The 12,982-nt window shown below is 72.9% G+C and carries 14 protein-coding genes; 10 read left to right on the forward strand and 4 right to left on the reverse strand.

Translation table 11 applies throughout. The features are described 5' to 3' along the window. Positions 1–83 precede the first annotated feature (83 nt). Genes ACIQPT_RS21985 through ACIQPT_RS21995 form a run of 3 tightly spaced genes read left to right on the forward strand, consistent with a single transcriptional unit; the run spans position 84 to position 2,683 of the window. Positions 84–860, forward strand: a complete 777-nt coding sequence (locus tag ACIQPT_RS21985; protein ID WP_401157878.1) for an NUDIX hydrolase — start codon at positions 84–86, stop codon at positions 858–860. Beyond that, positions 857–1,882 carry an ADP-ribosylglycohydrolase family protein gene (locus ACIQPT_RS21990; RefSeq protein ID WP_401157620.1) on the forward strand — a complete coding sequence of 342 codons (1,026 nt, stop codon included), beginning with the start codon at positions 857–859 and terminating at the stop codon, positions 1,880–1,882. Before ACIQPT_RS21985 ends, ACIQPT_RS21990 begins: the two co-directional genes overlap by 4 nt. 3 nt (positions 1,883–1,885) lie before the next feature. Next, a complete protein-coding gene (locus tag ACIQPT_RS21995) occupies positions 1,886–2,683 on the forward strand; it encodes a DNA polymerase beta superfamily protein (RefSeq protein ID WP_401157621.1) in 798 nt (265 codons plus the stop codon). Here the strand turns inward: ACIQPT_RS21995 and ACIQPT_RS22000 are convergent. Next, on the reverse strand, positions 2,680–3,408 hold the full coding sequence (locus tag ACIQPT_RS22000; RefSeq protein ID WP_401157623.1) for a DNA polymerase beta superfamily protein: 729 nt from the start codon (positions 3,406–3,408) through the stop codon (positions 2,680–2,682). The genes ACIQPT_RS21995 and ACIQPT_RS22000 overlap by 4 nt on opposite strands. A gap of 55 nt (positions 3,409–3,463) precedes the next feature. Then, positions 3,464–3,916 carry a Rieske (2Fe-2S) protein gene (locus ACIQPT_RS22005; RefSeq protein WP_401157625.1) on the reverse strand — a complete coding sequence of 151 codons (453 nt, stop codon included), beginning with the start codon at positions 3,914–3,916 and terminating at the stop codon, positions 3,464–3,466. A gap of 303 nt (positions 3,917–4,219) precedes the next feature. Here ACIQPT_RS22005 and aroH point away from each other — a divergent pair, with 303 nt between their 5' ends. The 5 genes from aroH to der all read left to right on the forward strand — a co-directional run bounded on the left by aroH (position 4,220) and on the right by der (position 8,696). Further along, positions 4,220–4,582, forward strand: coding sequence for a chorismate mutase (gene aroH / locus ACIQPT_RS22010; protein ID WP_401157627.1), 363 nt, complete (start codon positions 4,220–4,222; stop codon positions 4,580–4,582). Next, complete coding sequence (locus tag ACIQPT_RS22015) at positions 4,579–5,664, forward strand: prephenate dehydrogenase (RefSeq protein ID WP_401157628.1); 1,086 nt, start codon at positions 4,579–4,581, stop codon at positions 5,662–5,664. Before aroH ends, ACIQPT_RS22015 begins: the two co-directional genes overlap by 4 nt. 145 nt (positions 5,665–5,809) lie before the next feature. Next, the gene (gene cmk, locus ACIQPT_RS22020) at positions 5,810–6,505 is read left to right on the forward strand and encodes a (d)CMP kinase (protein ID WP_401157630.1); all 696 of its coding nucleotides are present in this window, start codon (positions 5,810–5,812) and stop codon (positions 6,503–6,505) included. Next, positions 6,502–7,158: a lysophospholipid acyltransferase family protein gene (locus ACIQPT_RS22025; protein WP_401157632.1), complete on the forward strand. Its 657-nt coding sequence runs from the start codon at positions 6,502–6,504 to the stop codon at positions 7,156–7,158. The genes cmk and ACIQPT_RS22025 overlap by 4 nt, the downstream gene beginning before the upstream one ends. A gap of 68 nt (positions 7,159–7,226) precedes the next feature. Next, a complete protein-coding gene (der, locus tag ACIQPT_RS22030; protein ID WP_401157634.1) occupies positions 7,227–8,696 on the forward strand; it encodes a ribosome biogenesis GTPase Der in 1,470 nt (489 codons plus the stop codon). A 70-nt stretch (positions 8,697–8,766) separates the two neighbouring features. Here the strand turns inward: der and ACIQPT_RS22035 are convergent, their stop codons facing one another. Both ACIQPT_RS22035 and ACIQPT_RS22040 read right to left on the reverse strand, forming a co-directional pair. Further along, complete coding sequence (locus ACIQPT_RS22035) at positions 8,767–9,162, reverse strand: hypothetical protein (protein ID WP_401157636.1); 396 nt, start codon at positions 9,160–9,162, stop codon at positions 8,767–8,769. Between the two features lie 137 nt (positions 9,163–9,299). Further along, positions 9,300–10,082 (reverse strand): hypothetical protein, encoded by a 783-nt coding sequence (locus tag ACIQPT_RS22040; protein ID WP_205081621.1) that lies wholly within the window; start codon positions 10,080–10,082, stop codon positions 9,300–9,302. 495 nt (positions 10,083–10,577) lie between these two features. Between ACIQPT_RS22040 and ACIQPT_RS22045 the strand changes: the two genes are divergently transcribed. Both ACIQPT_RS22045 and ACIQPT_RS22050 read left to right on the forward strand, forming a co-directional pair. Further along, positions 10,578–11,861, forward strand: a complete 1,284-nt coding sequence (locus ACIQPT_RS22045; RefSeq protein WP_401157638.1) for a glycosyltransferase family 4 protein — start codon at positions 10,578–10,580, stop codon at positions 11,859–11,861. Between the two features lie 123 nt (positions 11,862–11,984). Next, positions 11,985–12,950 carry a helix-turn-helix transcriptional regulator gene (locus ACIQPT_RS22050; RefSeq protein WP_401157639.1) on the forward strand — a complete coding sequence of 322 codons (966 nt, stop codon included), beginning with the start codon at positions 11,985–11,987 and terminating at the stop codon, positions 12,948–12,950. Positions 12,951–12,982 lie beyond the last annotated feature (32 nt).

Below are 12,982 nucleotides of genomic sequence, written 5' to 3' on the forward strand. Positions count from 1 at the left end.
GCCGACCCTTTATAGTCAGAGTGACTATAAAGAAGGAGGTGGGCGTGAGCCCCACCGAGCCCGTGAACCCCACCGAGCCGACGATCAGCGCCCCCGCACCCGAGGGCTACGACCCGCACGCGTTCGCCCCGTTCGCTGTCACCGTCGACCTCGCGGTCTTCACCGTCCGCGAGGCCCAGCTGCACGTGCTGCTCGTCGAACGCGGCCAGGAGCCCTTCCGGGGCCGGTGGGCGCTGCCCGGCGGCTTCCTGCTGCCCCGCGAGTCCGCCGGGGACGCCGCCCGCCGCGAACTCGCCGAGGAGACCGGCCTCGGCCCCGGCACCGTCGGCGCCCTCCACCTCGAACAACTGCGCACCTACACCGCCCCGGACCGCGACCCGAGGATGCGCGTCGTCTCCGTCGCGTACGCCGCGCTCCTGCCCGACCTGCCCGAACCGCGCGGCGGCGGCGACGCTGCGAGCGCCCGCTGGTGGGACGCGGGCACCACCGGACCGCTCGCCTTCGACCACGACCGGATCCTCGCCGACGCCCACGACCGGATCGGCGCCAAGCTCGAATACAGCTGCCTGGCCACCGCGTTCTGCCCCGCCGAGTTCACCCTCGGCGAGCTCCAGCAGGTCTACGAGACCGTCTGGGGCGTCGAGCTCGACCGCCCCAACTTCCGGCGCAAGGTCCTGAACGCCCCCGGCTTCGTCCAGGCCGTCGAGGGCCCGCCGCGCCGCACCGGCGGACGGGGCAAACCCGCCGCCCTCTACCGGGCGGGCGACGCCACCGCCCTGCACCCGCCGCTCCTGCGCCCGCCACGGCCGGACGCCCCCGCAGACCCGTCGTACTCCGCACCGGAAGGACGAGACAGATGACCATCGCCACCCCGCCCCTCACCAAGCAGGCGGCCACCGGCGTGCTGACCGGGCTCGCGCTCGGCGACGCCCTGGGCTTCCCCACCGAGTTCAACGACGTGCCCTCGATCCTCGCCAAGTTCGGCCCCTGGCGGCAGATTCCCCTCCTGACGCCCGCCATCGTCTCCGACGACACCCAGATGACGATCGCGCTGGGCCGCGCCATCCGCACCGCCACGGACAGCGGACTGCTCACCCCCGAACGGCTGGTGGGCCCGGTCCGCGAGGAGTTCGTCGCCTGGTACCACTCGCCGGACAACAACCGGGCCCCCGGCAACACCTGCCTCACCGCCTGCCGCCTGCTCGAGTTCAACCGGATCTGGCAGGAGGCCAGCCAGACGCACTCCAAGGGCTGCGGCGCCAACATGCGGGTCGCCCCCGTCGGCCTGGTCCCCGGCCTCAGCGAGGAACAGCGCGCCGGCGCCGCCCAGCTCCAGGCCGCCCTCACCCACGGCCACCCCACCGCCCTGGCCGCCTCCGACCTGCTGGCCCGCGCGGTGTTCCTGCTCGCCCAGGGCGCCGAACCCCTCGGCCTGATCGGCCGGCTGCGCAGCTACGCCTACGACAACCGGGGCCGCTACCACACCCGCTGGCTCGGCGACCTCTGGCGCCACGCGGGCGACGCCACCCCGCAGGCGTACATCCAGCGCGGCTGGGACGAGTGCCTGACCGCGCTGGGGCGCGTCCAGGACGCCCTGCGCGACCCGTCGCCGGAGACCGACCCGTGCGAGCGGACCGGGGACGGCTGGATCGCCGAGGAAGCCCTCGCCACCGCCCTGCACTGCTTCCTGCTCTTCCCCGAGGAGCCCGTCACCGCCCTGCGCCGCGCCGCCTGCACCCGGGGCGACTCCGACTCGATCGCCTGCCTCACCGGGGCGCTGGCCGGGGCGCACCTGGGCGCGGCGGCCTGGCCCAAGGAGTGGTCCGAGCGCATCGAGTACCGCAGCGACCTGCTGTCCCTCGCGGCGCTCTGGGACGCTTGATCCATGACCACCGCCACCGACGATCCCCTGGCACGGGCCGGACTCCCGCTCACCGACCTGCGCCCGGATCTCACGCACGCCCCCGGCCCCCTGGCCTTCGCCACGGTCTCCGGCGCCCATCTGTACGGCTTCCCCTCCCGGGACTCGGACGTGGACCTGCGGGGGGTCCACGTCCTGCCCGCCGAGGACCTGGTGGGGCTGTACGAGCCGGAGGAGACCCGCACCCGGATGTGGGAGCGCGACGGGGTCGAGCTGGACCTCGTCACCCACGACCTGCGCAAGTTCGTGCGCCTGATGCTCCGGCCCAACGGCTACGTCCTGGAGCAGCTGCTGTCCCCCCTGGTGGTGCACACGAGCACGCTCCACACGGAGCTGACCGCGCTCGCCCCGGGCGTCCTCACCCGCAACCACGCCCACCACTACCGGGGCTTCGCGGCGACGCAGTGGCGGCTGTACGGGAACACCGGCGAGCTGAAGCCGCTGCTCTACACCTTCCGGGCGCTGCTCACCGGCATCCGTCTGATGCGTACCGGCGAGGTGCTGGCCCACCTCCCCACCCTGCTCACCCAGGCCGACGCCCCCGCGTATCTGCCGGACCTGATCGCCGCCAAGGCCGAGGCCGAACACGGCGCGGCGACGGGCCCGGACGAGGAGACCCTCACCCGGGATGTGACGGAGCTGCACCGCGTCCTGGACGAGGCGCGGACCCGCTCCCGGCTGCCGGACGCGGTGACGGTCCTGGAGGACCTCCACCACCTCGTCGTACGGGCCAGGCTCGCGGACATCTCCCAGGGCAGCTAAGGCGCCTCCCGCGCCGCCGAGGCCCGCCGGGTCCGGACGAGGAAGTCCTCCACGGCCGCCCGGTCGGGTTCCGGCGGCAGCGGGGAGCGGGTCGCCGCCTCGTCGTTCTCCTCGCCGAGGCGGTTCATCCGGCGCTCCACCTCCGGCCAGGACACCTCGCCCCGCTTCACCGCCAGCAGTCCCTCCCGGGCCTCCCCGACGTCGATGCGCAGCTCACCCGTACGCAGCAGGTCCCGGCCGCTCGTCAGCAGCCGCAGCAGATGCATCGCGTGCTTCCAGCGCGGTGCCCCGTGCACGCGCAGGTCCGCCTCCAGCTTCTTCCGCTGGCCCAGCGCGTACCGGACGAACGTGCCGTGCGCGAGCCGGGAGAGGAACGCCCCGCGCAGTGCCAGCAGCTCGCGGCCGGTGCCGTCCACGGACTCCACCAGCGGGGAATGCAGGCACTCCAGCACATTCGGGTTGGCCCGCAGCGCCAGCTCGCAGAAGCGTTCCAGCTCCCAGGAGAACTGCTCGGGCGCGGGGCCCTCGACATGCGTCGGCGGCTTCTCGAAGCGCCAGAACAGCGGGGTGGGCGCGAGGTACACACCGCGCCGGTCCGTGTCGCTGTCCTCGGTGGCCAGTCCGAAGGCGCGCGAGCCCATCACGCACGCGTAGACCGTGTGGTCGCGTACGAGAGCCTTGTCGTCCTCGTCGGCGTTCTCGGCGTCTTCGGCAGGAGTGATCATGCCCGCGAGGGTACGGGCGCGGTGGCCGCCGCGCCCCGGATATTTCGGCCCGCCCTCAGCCCAGCCGGATCGTGCCGTCCGAGACGCTGATCCGCTCGGCGGGCAGCGGCCGGGTCGCCGGGCCGGCCTCCACCGCCGCGTTCGTGATGCTGTATCTGCTGCCGTGACAGGGGCAGTTGATGGTGCCGTCGCGCACCGTCGAGACGAGACAGCTCGCATGGGTGCAGACGGCGGAGAAGGCCTTGAAGTCGCCCTCCTCCGGCTGGGTCACCACCACCTTCCGCTCCTTGAAGACGGTGCCGCCGCCGACCGGGATGTCCTCGGTCCTGGCCAGTTCGACACCGCCCGACGCGTCCCCCGGCGCGGTCGGCGTCGGGCTCGCGTCGCCGCCGTCCCCGCCGTCGCCGCCGTCCCCGTCGGAGGATCCGCAGCCGGTGGCCAGGGCCGCGGCGCCCGCCGCTCCCGCGGCCAGCACCGTCCTTCGCCCTGCGTTCGGGCGTGCGTTCATGGGCTCTCCTCCGGTGGCGGGCGTGGTGCGGTGGGTGCCCGCCATGGTGACGGCGGCGGGCCTCCGGGCGAAGCAACCGGGCGGACCGTGCGCCCGCCCGGGTGGCGACAGAGGCTCCGACGGCTCTGACGGCTCCGGCGACCCGCACTCCGGGCCGCCCACGCACGCCACCGCCCGTCTCACGGACGGAACACCGTGATCGCGCCCCGCCCCGGCCGATCTAGGCTGAGGCGAGCAGCCGGCCGCGCCACCGAGCGCCGGGCCCGGAGGCACGGACGAGCAGCGACGAGCGAGGAGTACGACGTGGCGGTACGAGCGGTCCGGGGCGCCGTCCAGCTGGACCGGGACGAGGCCGGGCACATGGACCAACGGGTCGGTGAGCTGCTGACGGCCGTCCTGGAACGCAACGAGCTCGTCGCCGACGACCTCATCAGCATCTGGTTCACCGCCACCCCCGACCTGCACAGCGACTTCCCGGCCGCCGCCGCCCGCGGCCTCGGCATCGTCGACGTACCCCTGATCTGTGCCCAGGAGCTGGACATCGACGGGGCCATGCCCCGGGTCGTCCGTATCCTCGTGCACGTCGAGACCTACCTCTCGCGCACCGAGATCAGCCACGTCTACCTCGGTGCCACCGCCACCCTGCGCAAGGACATCGCCCAGTGAGAACCGCCCTCGTCATCGGAACCGGGCTCGTCGGCACCTCCGCCGCCCTCGCGCTGGCCGGCCGGGGGGTGCACGTCCACCTCGTCGACCACGACCCCGGATCCGCCCGCACCGCGGCCGCGATCGGCGCCGGTACGGACGAGCCCGCGGAGGGCCGTGTCGACCTGGCGATCGTCGCCGTGCCGCCCGCGCACACCGCCGCCGTCCTCGCCACCGCGATGCGCGACGGGGTGGCCCGGGGCTACCTGGACGTCGCCAGCGTCAAGGGCGGCCCGCGCCGCGAGCTGGAGGCGCTCGGCGTCGACCTCACCCCGTACATCGGTACGCACCCGATGGCCGGCAAGGAGCGCTCCGGCCCGCTCGCCGCGACCGCCGACCTCTTCGAGGGCCGCCCCTGGGTCCTCACCCCGACCCGGGAGACCGACACCGAGGTGCTCAACCTCGCGCTGGAGCTGGTCGCCCTGTGCCGGGCCGTCCCCGTCGTCATGGACGCCGACGCCCACGACCGGGCCGTCGCCCTGGTCTCGCACACCCCGCAGCTGATCTCCTCGATGGTCGCCGCCCGGCTGGAGGAGGCCGACGAGACCGCCGTACGCCTGTGCGGCCAGGGCATCCGCGACGTCACCCGGATCGCCGCCTCCGACCCCCGGATGTGGGTGGAGATCCTCTCCGCCAACCCCGGCCCGGTCGCCGACGTCCTCGCCGGGGTCGCCGCCGACCTGGCGGAGACCGTGACCGCGCTCCGCGGCCTGCACTCCGCCGACGAGGAGAAGCGGCGCGCGGGCACCGACGCCATCGAGGACGTCCTGCGCCGCGGCAACGCGGGCCGCGTCCGGGTTCCCGGCAAGCACGGCGCCGCCCCCGCCGCCTACGAGACCGTGGCCGTCCTCATCGGCGACAAGCCGGGCGAGCTGGCCGCGATCTTCGCCGACGCCGGCCGGGCCGGGGTCAACATCGAGGACGTCCGCATCGAGCACGCCACCGGCCAGCAGGCGGGCCTCGTCCAGATCATGGTCGAGCCCAGCGCCGCCCCGGTCCTCGGCGCGGCCCTCCAGGAACGCGGCTGGTCGATCCGCGGCTGACCCCACGCACAGGGCGGGGGAGGCGGGCCACCCCCGCCCGGGTGGCCCGCCTCCCCCGTACGGGGTACAAGGGCCCGCCCGGTACTCGGTAACCTGGTACGAGGCCGCCCCCAGGCCCGTCCGCCCCGCCCCGTGTACCAGGAAGGTGTCCACCACCGTGGAAACCGCACGCCCCTCCGTGATCGTCGCCATCGACGGGCCCTCGGGCACCGGCAAGTCGAGCACCTCCAAGGCCGTCGCCGCCAAGCTCGGCCTGAGCTACCTGGACACGGGCGCGCAGTACCGGGCCATCACCTGGTGGATGCTGAACAACGGCATCGACGTGGGCAACCCGGAGGAGATCGCCACCGCCGCCGCCAAGCCCGTGATCGTCTCCGGCACCGACCCCGCCGCCCCGACGATCACCGTCGACGGCGAGGACGCCTCCGGACCGATCCGCACCCAGGAGGTCACCTCCAAGGTCAGCGCCGTCAGCGCGGTCCCCGAGGTGCGCACGCTCATCACCGGGCTCCAGCGCTCCATCGCCGCGGCCGCGACCGGCGGCATCGTCGTCGAGGGCCGGGACATCGGCACCACCGTGCTGCCCGACGCCGACCTCAAGATCTTCCTCACCGCCTCCCCGGAGGCCCGCGCCGCCCGGCGCAGCGGCGAGGTCAAGGGATCGGACCTGACCGCCACCCGTGAGGCCCTGATCAAGCGCGACGCCGCCGACTCCGGCCGCAAGACCTCGCCGCTCGCCAAGGCGGACGACGCCGTCGAGGTGGACACCACCGAGCTGACCCTCCAGCAGGTCATCGAGTGCGTCGTCACCCTCGTCGAGGGGAAGCGGGTCGCCGCGTGAGCGATGCCACAGGCGCGCCCACGCTGCGCGGAGCGGCCGTCGGGCGGTCCATCGGCATCGGCCTGATGTACGGGCTGTTCAAGCCCCGGGTCCTCGGCGCGTGGCGCGTGCCCGCCGCCGGACCCGTCATACTCGCGGTGAACCACTCCCACAACATCGACGGACCGATGCTGATGGGAACCGCACCCCGGCCGGTGCACTTCCTGATCAAGAAAGAGGCGTTCGTCGGCCCCCTCGACCCGTTCCTGCACGGGATCGGCCAGATCGAGGTGGACCGTACGACCGTCGACCGCACCGCCATCACCCACGCGCTCGGCGTACTGGAGGACGGCGGCGTCCTCGGGATCTTCCCCGAGGGCAGCCGGGGCGAAGGAGACTTCGCCTCACTGCGGGCCGGACTCGCGTACTTCGCGGTACGGGGCGGGGCGCCCATCGTCCCCGTCGCCGTCCTGGGAAGCACCGAGCGCCGCGGACGGTTGATACGGGGGCTGCCCCCGCTGCGCAGCCGGGTCGACGTCGTCTTCGGCGACGCGTTCGACGCGAGCGCCGGTGACGGGCGGCGTACGCGCAAGGCGCTGGACGAGGCGACCCTGCGGATCCAGGCGAAGCTGACCGCGCACCTGGAAAGTGCCAAGCGCCTCACCGGGCGATAGGCGAGACTTGAGTAGTGGACCGCGCTGATCGCGGTCCATCGATGATGATGTAAAGAGGAACGGACTTCATGAACGACCAGATTCACTCCGACGGCTCGGGCCACGAGCACGGAGCACTTGGCGATGCCGAGTTCGCGGAGTTCATGGAGCTCGCCGCGCAGGAAGGCTTCGACCCCGAGGAGGTCGAGGGCGCCCTCGACGAGGCCGGTCACGGCCCGCTCCCCGTGCTCGCCGTCGTCGGCCGCCCCAATGTCGGCAAGTCGACCCTGGTGAACCGGATCATCGGCCGCCGCGAGGCCGTCGTGCAGGACAAGCCCGGCGTCACCCGCGACCGCGTGAGCTACGAGGCCGAATGGGCCGGACGCCGCTTCAAGGTCGTCGACACCGGCGGCTGGGAGCAGGACGTGCTGGGCCTCGACGCCTCCGTCGCCGCCCAGGCCGAGTACGCCATCGAGACGGCCGACGCGGTCGTCTTCGTCGTCGACTCGACCGTCGGCGCCACCGACACCGACGAGGCCGTCGTCAAGCTGCTGCGCCGGGCCGGCAAGCCCGTCGTCCTCTGCGCCAACAAGGTCGACGGCCAGAGCGGCGAGGCGGACGCCAGCGCCCTGTGGTCGCTGGGCCTCGGCGAGCCCTACCCGGTCTCCTCGCTGCACGGCCGCGGCACCGGCGACATGCTGGACGCGGTCCTGGAGGCCCTGCCGGACGCCCCGGCCCAGAAGTTCGGCACCGCGCTCGGCGGCCCCCGTCGGATCGCCCTGATCGGCCGCCCGAACGTCGGCAAGTCCTCCCTGCTGAACAAGGTCGCGGGCGAGGACCGGGTCGTCGTCAACGAGCAGGCCGGCACCACCCGTGACCCGGTCGACGAGCTGATCAAGCTCGGCGGCATCACCTGGAAGTTCATCGACACGGCCGGCATCCGCCGCCGCGTCCACCTCCAGGAGGGCGCGGACTACTACGCCTCGCTGCGTACGGCCGCCGCCGTGGAGAAGGCCGAGGTCGCCGTCGTCCTGATCGACTCCAGCGAGTCCATCAGCGTCCAGGACCAGCGCATCATCACCATGGCCGTGGACGCCGGGCGCGCGCTGGTCGTCGCGTTCAACAAGTGGGACACCCTCGACGAGGAGCGCCGCTACTACCTCGAGCGCGAGATCGAGACGGAGCTCGCGCAGATCTCCTGGGCCCCGCGCGTCAATGTCTCGGCCCTCACCGGCCGGCACATGGAGAAGCTGGTCCCGGCGATCGAGACCGCGATCGAGGGCTGGGAGACCCGCGTCCCCACCGGCCGGCTCAACGCCTTCCTCGGTGAGATCGTCGCCTCCCACCCGCACCCGATCCGCGGGGGCAAGCAGCCGCGCATCCTCTTCGGCACCCAGGCGGGCACCAAGCCCCCGCGCTTCGTGCTCTTCGCCTCCGGCTTCCTGGAGCACGGCTACCGCCGCTTCGTCGAGCGCCGGCTGCGCGAGGAGTTCGGCTTCGAGGGCACCCCGATCCACATCTCCGTCCGGGTCCGCGAGAAGCGCGGCCGCAACAAGTAGCACCGGCACATGACGAAGCCCCGGACGCTCTCGCGAGAGCGTCCGGGGCTTCGTGGCTTCCGTCGTGACCTCAGGAGTCCCGCGACCCCGGCGGCAGCGCCGCGGGCCGGGGCCGCCCCGCGTGCCGGCCCACCCGCTGCCAGGAGCCGAGGCTGCCGGTGTGCTGGCTCTGCCCGCTGCTTCCGCCGCTCCCACTGCTTGCGCTCTGCCCGCTGCTCCCGCTCTGGCCGTTGTGCCCGCCGTGACTGCCGTGGCTGCTGTGGCCACTGTGCCCGGAGGAAGCGGGGTGACCGCTCAGCGGCGCCCTGGAGGCGAAGAGACCGGCGCCGAAGGCCGGAAACCCGAGATTCTCCTCGCCGCTCCGGTCGCCCGGCAACGCCCGGAACGAGCGCCGGTACTCGGAGTACAGCGCGTCGTAGATCGGGGTGGGGGACACGCCCCCCGACGGATCCTGCGAAGGACGCATGGCAGGGATCTGACTCTGATGCTGGCGGGAGGAGTCGTATGAGTGCACGTAGGTGCCAACGACCTCACCGCCCGTCGGATGCGGCCCCGCCGGAGAAAACGCTGTTCGGCGGGGGTGCCCGAGCCGGCCGGACATGATCAGGTCCCGGCCAGCGGCATCGAGGCGGCGACCAGGAGCCCGTTGACCGCGGCCTTCTCCAGGGCGTCCCGGAGCAGGTCCTCGCGCGGCTGCTGGCCGATGGTGCCGGCCGGGGCGGCGAAGACGAGGACGGTCTGCGACTTGTTGACCGCGGCCCGCCAGCCGTCGGTCACCTGGAGCGGCTGGTGGGCCTGCCACCAGGCGACCGGGTTGCCGCCGCCGGCGCTCGGCTGCAGCACGGCGTGCAGCTGGCCCACCGCCAGCAGCACGGACCAGCCGGGCAGGACCTCCGGCAGCCGGTTCATGTCGGGGGCGGGGCGGAAGCCCTGCTCCAGCAGCAGCTGGAGGAACTCGTCGCCCCCGCTGCCGTCGGTTCCGGGCCGGGCGACCGGGCCGGTCGGTTCGACGACCAGGGCCGGGCGGAGATCGTCCTCGATGAGGACGAGACCGCTGGTGATGCCGAGGACGGCCTGTTCGGGCATGAGCCCCTCCGTGTTCTTCTGCTCGCTGCCGGTGATGCTGCGCACCGCGCCCTGGAGCTGGTCCTCCGCGACCTTGACGACCTGCGAGGGGATGCACGTCGCGTGGGCGAACGCGAGGACGGCGGTCTCGTCGCCGATGAACAGCACCGTGCTGGTGCGTTCCTGGTCGGAGTCGCCGGGGGTGCGGCAGGAGGTGCAGTCGTAACTGCCCGGGGCGTTGTCGCCGACGAGCAGCCGGTCGGCTTCGTCGTCGCCGATCTCGGCGCGTACGTCCTGGCTGACGTCGAGCATGCGCGGCACGGGGGCTCCTCGAACTCGGTGCGTGGGCCGGGTGGTTCCCGGCTCATGAAGAGACAACGCGGGATCCGTGGCCGGGGTCACGCACCGGGGCGGACGGAAGTGGGGAACAGGTCGACACATCGGTACGTCGAGGAGTCGACGCACGGCCCGTCGCGCCCGCCCGGAATCTTTTGCCCGGGCGCAGGCAACCCATCGGCTTTTCCCTACGTCAAGCTCGAAGGAAAGCGTTGGCCAAGGGATGGCGGGTAGGCGATCGGTTTACCGCGCCGGTGGCCCGCGGAGGCGGGTCCGGTCACTTCGGGGCCCACGGCCATCCGGATCCATGGATTCCGGAACCCGCAGGTCAGCGGCGGTTCCGTCAGTGGAACGGGATCTCTTGCGTGCTTTTCCAGACGCTCCGGGATTCCCGGTGCATTTCGGGCAGAAATATACCGGAAGTGCAGTCTTGGCAGGTCAGATCGACAGGTCAGATCAACAGGGGGAAACAGCGACACCATGCATATTTCTTTTCTTCTGCACAATGCCTACGGAATCGGAGGGACGATCCGGACGACGTTCACGCTCGCCCGTACGCTCGCCGAGCAGCACGACGTCGAGATCGTGTCGGTCTTCCGGCACCACGACGTCCCTCTCCTCGGAGCGCCCGAGGGCGTGAGCCTGCGCCACCTCGTCGACCTGCGGAAGAAGAGCGCGACGTACGAGGGCGATGACGCCGAACACGCCAGGCCCGCCGTCGTGTTCCCGCGCGGGGACAGCAGGCACAAGCAGTACAGCAGGCTCACCGACGCCCGCATCGCCGCCCATCTCCAGTCCGTCGAGGCGGACGTCGTCGTCGGCACCCGCCCCGGCCTCAACGTGCACCTCAGCCGGCAGACCCGCCGCGGACCGGTGCGCGTCGGGCAGGAGCACCTGACGCTCGACAGCCACGGCTACCGGCTGCGCCGCGAGATCGCCCACCGGTACACGCTGCTCGACGCGCTGACCACCGTCACCCGTGCCGACGCGGACGACTACCGCAGTCGGCTGAAGCTGCCTGGCCTGCGGATCGAGTCCATCCCCAACGCCGTTCCCGAGCCCGCCTGTCCGCCCGCGGACGGCGACCTGAAGTGGGTCGTCGCGGCGGGCCGGCTGCACCGGATCAAGCGTTACGACCTCCTGGTGCGGGCCTTCGCCCAGGTCTCCGCGGCCCGCCCGGACTGGCGGCTGCGCATCTACGGCGGCGGGGACGCCACCGGCAACGAGCGGTCGGCGCTGCGCAAGCTCATCGCCGAACTCGGCCTGAAGAAGCAGGTGTTCCTGATGGGCTCGGTCAACCCGATGGAGGCCGAGTGGCCCAAGGGGTCGATCGCCGCCGTCACTTCGGACCGTGAGTCCTTCGGCATGACGATCGTCGAGGCGATGCGCGGCGGTCTGCCGGTCGTCGCCACCGACTGCCCGCACGGACCGGCCGAGATCATCGAGGACGGCGTCGACGGGCGCCTGGTGCCGGTCGGTGACCCGGACGCGATCGCCGCCGCCCTGCTCCAGCTGATCGAGGACGACGAACTGCGCCACCGGATGGGCGGGGCCGCGCTGAGCGCCTCGGCCCGCTTCGAACCGGCGCGCATCGCCGAACGCCACGAGAGCCTGTTCGCCGAACTCGTCGCCCGCGGCGCCCGGGGGCACGGACACAGCGCCCTGCGCACCGCGCTGCACCGCACCCGGGGCAGTGTCCTCGACGGGGCCTACGCCCTGCGCTACAAGGCCGCCGACGTGATCCGCAAGGGGAAGTCCGCGTGACCCCACCGCCGCACGGGCCGGCCGCGCCGCCGACCCCGGCGGCACAGCGGAAGGGGTAGCGGAGGGGGTAGCGGAGGGGGTAGCGGACAGAGGCTGTCCGCTGCCCCTGGCAGACTCGCCCGCATGTTGGAGACCTCGGCACGACTGCTGCGACTGCTCTCACTGCTGCAGGCCCACCGGGACTGGTCCGGCGCCGATCTGGCCGACCGGCTCGGCGTCACCCCGCGCACCGTGCGCCGGGACGTCGACAAGCTGCGCGATCTCGGCTACCCGGTGAACGCCAGCCGGGGCACCGGCGGCGGCTACCAGCTCGGGGCGGGCGCCGAGCTGCCGCCGCTGCTGCTGGACGACGAGGAGGCCGTCGCGGTCGCCGTCGGCCTGCGCACGGCGGCCGGACACGGCATCGAGGGCATCGGCGAGACCTCCGTACGCGCACTGGCCAAGCTCGAACAGGTGTTGCCGAACCGGCTGCGCCGAAGGGTGAGCGCGCTGGGCGCGTTCACCGTGCCGATGCTGCACGGCCCGGAGGACTCCGCGGTCGACCCCGGTCTGCTCACCGAGCTGGCCGGGGCCTGCCGGGACACCGAGCGGCTCCGGTTCGCCTACCGGACCCACGGCGGGGAGCTCTCGCGCCGTACGGTCGAACCGCACCGGCTCGTCTGCACCGAACGCCGCTGGTATCTGGTGGCCTGGGACCTGGAGCGGGCGGACTGGCGCACCTTCCGGGTGGACCGGATCACCCCGACCCCGCCGCACGGCCCCCGTTTCGCCCCGCGCACCCCGCCCGCCGAGGATCTGGCGGCGTACGTCTCCCAGGGCGTCGCGGTCTCCGCGTACGCGGCCCGGGCCGTGGTCCTGCTGAAGGCCCCACTGGCGGAGGCGGCCCGGCGGGTGTCGCCGTCCGCCGGGGTGCTGGAGGCCGTGGACGAGGACACCTGCCGGCTGACCGCGGGCGCGCCGGATCTCACCGTGCTGGTGATCCATGTGCTGATGATGGGGATCGATTTCGAGGTGATCGAGCCGCCCGAGCTGTCCGATGTCCTGCGGGAGGCCCGGGACCGGCTCACACGTGCGCTCGACGGACCGTGAGACTCCGGGCGCGGTGAGGGAAACGTGCGGAA

Origin of the sequence: Streptomyces sp. NPDC091289 (assembly GCF_044757365.1) — a bacterium.
Classification (GTDB): Bacteria; Actinomycetota; Actinomycetes; order Streptomycetales; family Streptomycetaceae; genus Streptomyces.

Coding starts and splice junctions, on each gene's coding strand:
- ACIQPT_RS21990 (WP_401157620.1), top strand. CDS start 857: ATGACCATCGCCACCCCGCCCCTCACCAAGCAGGCGGCCACCGGCGTG.
- ACIQPT_RS21995 (WP_401157621.1), top strand. CDS start 1,886: ATGACCACCGCCACCGACGATCCCCTGGCACGGGCCGGACTCCCGCTC.
- ACIQPT_RS22000 (WP_401157623.1), bottom strand. CDS start 3,408: ATGATCACTCCTGCCGAAGACGCCGAGAACGCCGACGAGGACGACAAG.
- ACIQPT_RS22005 (WP_401157625.1), bottom strand. CDS start 3,916: ATGAACGCACGCCCGAACGCAGGGCGAAGGACGGTGCTGGCCGCGGGA.
- der (WP_401157634.1), top strand. CDS start 7,227: ATGAACGACCAGATTCACTCCGACGGCTCGGGCCACGAGCACGGAGCA.
- ACIQPT_RS22035 (WP_401157636.1), bottom strand. CDS start 9,162: ATGCGTCCTTCGCAGGATCCGTCGGGGGGCGTGTCCCCCACCCCGATC.
- ACIQPT_RS22045 (WP_401157638.1), top strand. CDS start 10,578: ATGCATATTTCTTTTCTTCTGCACAATGCCTACGGAATCGGAGGGACG.
- ACIQPT_RS22050 (WP_401157639.1), top strand. CDS start 11,985: ATGTTGGAGACCTCGGCACGACTGCTGCGACTGCTCTCACTGCTGCAG.